At 66.3% G+C, this 3,867-nt stretch carries 4 protein-coding genes; all 4 read left to right on the forward strand.

Features of this window, described 5'->3' with window-relative positions:
- Positions 1-333: 333 nt before the first annotated feature.
- The 4 genes from BN4252_RS00355 to BN4252_RS00370 are packed head-to-tail and all read left to right on the forward strand — an operon-like array spanning position 334 to position 3,304.
- Positions 334-1,218: a cysteine ABC transporter substrate-binding protein gene (locus BN4252_RS00355; protein ID WP_066524051.1), complete on the forward strand. Its 885-nt coding sequence runs from the start codon at positions 334-336 to the stop codon at positions 1,216-1,218.
- 36 nt (positions 1,219-1,254) lie between these two features.
- On the forward strand, positions 1,255-1,908 hold the full coding sequence (locus BN4252_RS00360; protein WP_066524052.1) for an amino acid ABC transporter permease: 654 nt from the start codon (positions 1,255-1,257) through the stop codon (positions 1,906-1,908).
- Positions 1,898-2,569, forward strand: a complete 672-nt coding sequence (locus tag BN4252_RS00365; RefSeq protein WP_066524056.1) for an amino acid ABC transporter permease — start codon at positions 1,898-1,900, stop codon at positions 2,567-2,569. Before BN4252_RS00360 ends, BN4252_RS00365 begins: the two co-directional genes overlap by 11 nt.
- Positions 2,570-3,304 (forward strand): amino acid ABC transporter ATP-binding protein, encoded by a 735-nt coding sequence (locus tag BN4252_RS00370; protein WP_066524058.1) that lies wholly within the window; start codon positions 2,570-2,572, stop codon positions 3,302-3,304.
- The last annotated feature ends 563 nt before the right edge of the window (positions 3,305-3,867 follow it).

Below are 3,867 nucleotides of genomic sequence, written 5' to 3' on the forward strand. Positions count from 1 at the left end.
CTGATTATTTTGATGATTCATAGTTCCTCCATCTTTGTATCACCATGATTTACAGGCTCAATGTTGAGTTCAATATGTGAGTGATACACGTGCGTTCGGACGGATAAGGGCGCCACCGGGAGAGGCGAGGGCAGGAGGCCGTAGGCAGCGTCGGATGTGTAAAAGAGACGGGCCCCGCACCGTCCCGCCGCAACAAACAGTTGGCCAACTAGACAGCTTGGTGTAGTTTTAACGGACAACCCGGTCGAGGGCGCACGCCCGCCGGCCGAAACCGAACCACCGAGAACCACCGAGATCCACCGAGATCCACCGAGAACCAGAAAGCGAACCACCATGTCTGCTTTTTCCCTCCGCAAGCGCCTCGCCGCGGGCGCGGCCGCCGTGCTCGCCGCCGCCGGCCTCGTCGCCTGCTCCACCGAATCCGCTGACAACGGCAACGGCAACGCCACCGGCGCAGCGGGCGCCGACGGCTACCGCAGCGTCCAGCAGATCCAGGACGACGGCACCGTCAAGATCGGCGTCTTCTCCGACAAGGCACCCTTCGGCTACGTGGACCAGAACGGGGACTACGCCGGCTACGACGTCGAATTCGGCAACCGCCTGGCCGAGGACCTCGGCGTGGACCTGGAGTACGTGCCGGTGGAGGCCGCCTCGCGCGTCGAGTTCCTGGACACCAACAAGGTGGACATCATCCTGGCCAACTTCACCGTCACCCCGGAGCGCCAGGAGAAGGTTGACTTTGCCAACCCGTACATGAAGGTCTCCCTCGGCGCCGTGACCCCGGACTCCGCGCCGATCAATGACGTCGAGGGCCTGAAGGGCAAGAACGTGATCGTGGTCAAGGGCACCACCGCCGAGGCGTACCTGGAGAAGCACCACCCCGAGGTGAAGCTGACCAAGTTCGAGCAGTACACCGAGGCCACCAACGCGCTGTTGGACGGCCGCGGCGACGCCTGGGTCACCGACAACACCGAGGCCCTGGCCTGGGCTGCGAAGACGGACGGCTTCACCACCACCATCCCGTCCCTGGGCGACACGGACACCATCGCCCCGGCAGTGGCCAAGGGCAACACCGACCTGCGCGATTGGATCAACGACGAGCTGACCGAGCTGGGCAAGGAGAACTTCTTCCACGCCGACTACGACAAGACGCTGAAGCCGGTCTACGGCAACGCCGTCACGGCCGATGAGCTCGTGGTCGAGGGCGGGAAGCTCTAAAGCGCCCAAGCCCCGCGAACCAAGACCCAAACAACCATGGATTTCTCGGTCATCGCCGACAACATCCCGGTGTACGCCCAGGCGGCAATCCTCACGGTGAGGGTTGCCGCCAAAGGCATTGTGCTCGCCTTCATCGTGGGCGCGCTGGTGGCCGGGGTCCGCTTCTTCCGCGTCCCGGTGCTGCGCCAGGTGGCCCGGGCGTACATCGAGGTGTCGCGGAACACGCCCCTTTTGGTGCAGCTGTTCTTCCTCTACTTCGGCCTGCCCAAGCTGGGCGTGGTGCTTCAGAGCGAGACGTGCGCCGTGGTGGGCCTCGCCTTCCTGGGCGGCTCGTACATGGCGGAGGCCATCCGCGCGGGCCTCGAGGGCGTGGCGCCCATCCAGATGCAGTCCAGCCTGAGCCTGGGCATGTCGCGCACGCAGGCGCTGCGCCACGTCATCGCCCCGCAGGCCATGGCGCTGTCCCTGCCCGCTATCACCGCCAACATCATCTTCCTGATCAAGGAGACGTCGGTGGTGAGCATCGTGGCGCTGCCGGACCTGGTGTTCACCGCCAAGGAGCAGATCGGGCAGACGTACGAGACGCGCGAGGCGCTGTTCCTCCTCGTCTTCTTCTACCTGCTCATCCTCCTGCCCATCTCCCTGATCGCGGGCCGCGTGGAAAGGCGGGTGCGCGCCAATGTTTTCTGATCTCGCAGTGCTCGCGGAGGGCAACAACTTCGCGCGCCTCCTCGGCGGCTTGGGCGTGTCCATCGAGATCGCCCTGGCGTCCATGGCGCTCTCCATCGTGTTTGGGACGTTGATGGGGGTGGCGATGGCGTCGAAAAGCAAAGCCCTGAAGGCGGTGACCCAGGCCTACCTCCAGTTCGTGCGCATCATGCCGCAGCTAGTTCTGCTGTTCCTGGTGTACTTCGACGCCACGCGCGCGTGGGGGCTGAACCTCGACGCGCGGCTGGCGGCCATCATCGTGTTCACGCTGTGGGGCACCGCCGAGCTGGGCGACCTGGTGCGCGCCGCCATCGAGTCCGTGCCGCGCCACCAGTACCTCTCGGCGGCGGCGCTGGGCATCGAGGGCCGCGCGCTGTACCGCCACGTGGTGCTGCCGCAGGCGCTGCGCGGCCTGGTGCCCGCCACCATCAACCTGACCAACCGCATGATCATGACCACCTCGCTCGTCGCGCTGATCGGCGTGGTGGAGGTGCTGAAGGTGGCGCAGCAGATCATCGACGCCAACCGCTTCGAGTACCCCTCCGCCGCGCTGTGGATCTACGGCGTGGTGTTCCTGCTGTATTTTCTCGTGTGTTTCCCCATATCGCTCGCCGCGCGCAAGCTGGAAGAAAGGTGGAGCTAGATGTCGCTCATCTCCTTGTCCCACGTGTCGAAGACGTACCCCAACGGGCATCAGGCGCTTGTCGACGTCTCCCTCGCCGTCGACCCCGGCGAAGTACTGGCCATCATCGGCCCGTCCGGCTGCGGGAAATCGACGCTGCTGCGCACCGTGAACGGGCTGGAGCCGGTGGATGCGGGGAGCATCGTGGTCAACGGCCGGGAGGTGACGTCGGGCGCCACCAAGCTCAAGGACGTGCGCTCCGACGTGGGCATGGTGTTCCAGTCCTACGATCTCTTCCCCCACCTGACCGTGATGGAGAACCTGCTGCTCGCGCCGAAGGTGGTGCAGGGCGCTGACCAGGCGGAGGCGCGGGAGCGCGCGCTCGGGCTGCTCGAGCGCGTGGGCCTGCGCGCCAAGGCCGACGCGCGGCCGCGCGAGCTCTCCGGCGGGCAGAAGCAGCGCGTGGCCATCGTGCGCGCCCTGATGATGCAGCCGAGGGCATTGCTTCTCGACGAAATCACCGCCTCCCTCGACCCCGAAATCGTGCGCGAAGTCCTCGACGTGGTGGTCGGCCTCGCCCGCGACGGCATGACCATGCTGGTGGTCACGCACGAGATGTCGTTTGCCCGCGCCGTGGCGGACCGCGTCGCGTTCATGGACGCCGGCCGCATCGTGGAGCTCGCGCCGCCCGAGGAGTTCTTCGCCGCACCCAGGACGGAGCGCGCGCAGCGCTTCCTCAACCAGCTGGTGTTTTAGGGCGCCCGGCGTTCGGCGGCGTGCCCGCGGCGGCGTGCGGCGGCGGGCCCCGGCCGGCGGCGCGCCCCGGCCGGCGGCGGGCTCGGCCGTACATGCGTTCTGGCACATGGTCTCTAATGGAGTAAATCTGGCGGCGGCCTCCCTGCGCACTCGGTTGGAGACCATCTGCTGGAACGCATCTGCCAGAACGCATCTGCCAGAACAGATTTCCCGGCTGTGCGTTTCCTGTGAGCGGAGAGGGGTGGGGTCATGCGAATCGGCGAACCCGGTACATAGTTGCAATCCCGCAACAATGTTCCGGATTGCAACTATGTGCCGGGCTCGAATTTGCGCAACATTCCCCCCGAGGCGCCCGGGGTTTGGGATGGGGCGGGCCAGCCGGGGCTATGAGCGGGGCTATGGGCGAGGCATGTCGGGCAGGAACTCCTGGATCTGCGGGAAGACGAAGTAGGCAGCGCCACCGAGGAGGGCCAGCACGGCGAGGAGCGCTGCTAGGACGCCGCCGGCGGAAGAACCACTGCTACCGGCGGAAGGGGTGTTGGGTTCCGGGGTGGTGGAGGTGG

The sequence above is a fragment of the Corynebacterium bouchesdurhonense genome, from assembly GCF_900078305.2.
GTDB classification, from domain to species: domain Bacteria; phylum Actinomycetota; class Actinomycetes; order Mycobacteriales; family Mycobacteriaceae; genus Corynebacterium; species Corynebacterium bouchesdurhonense.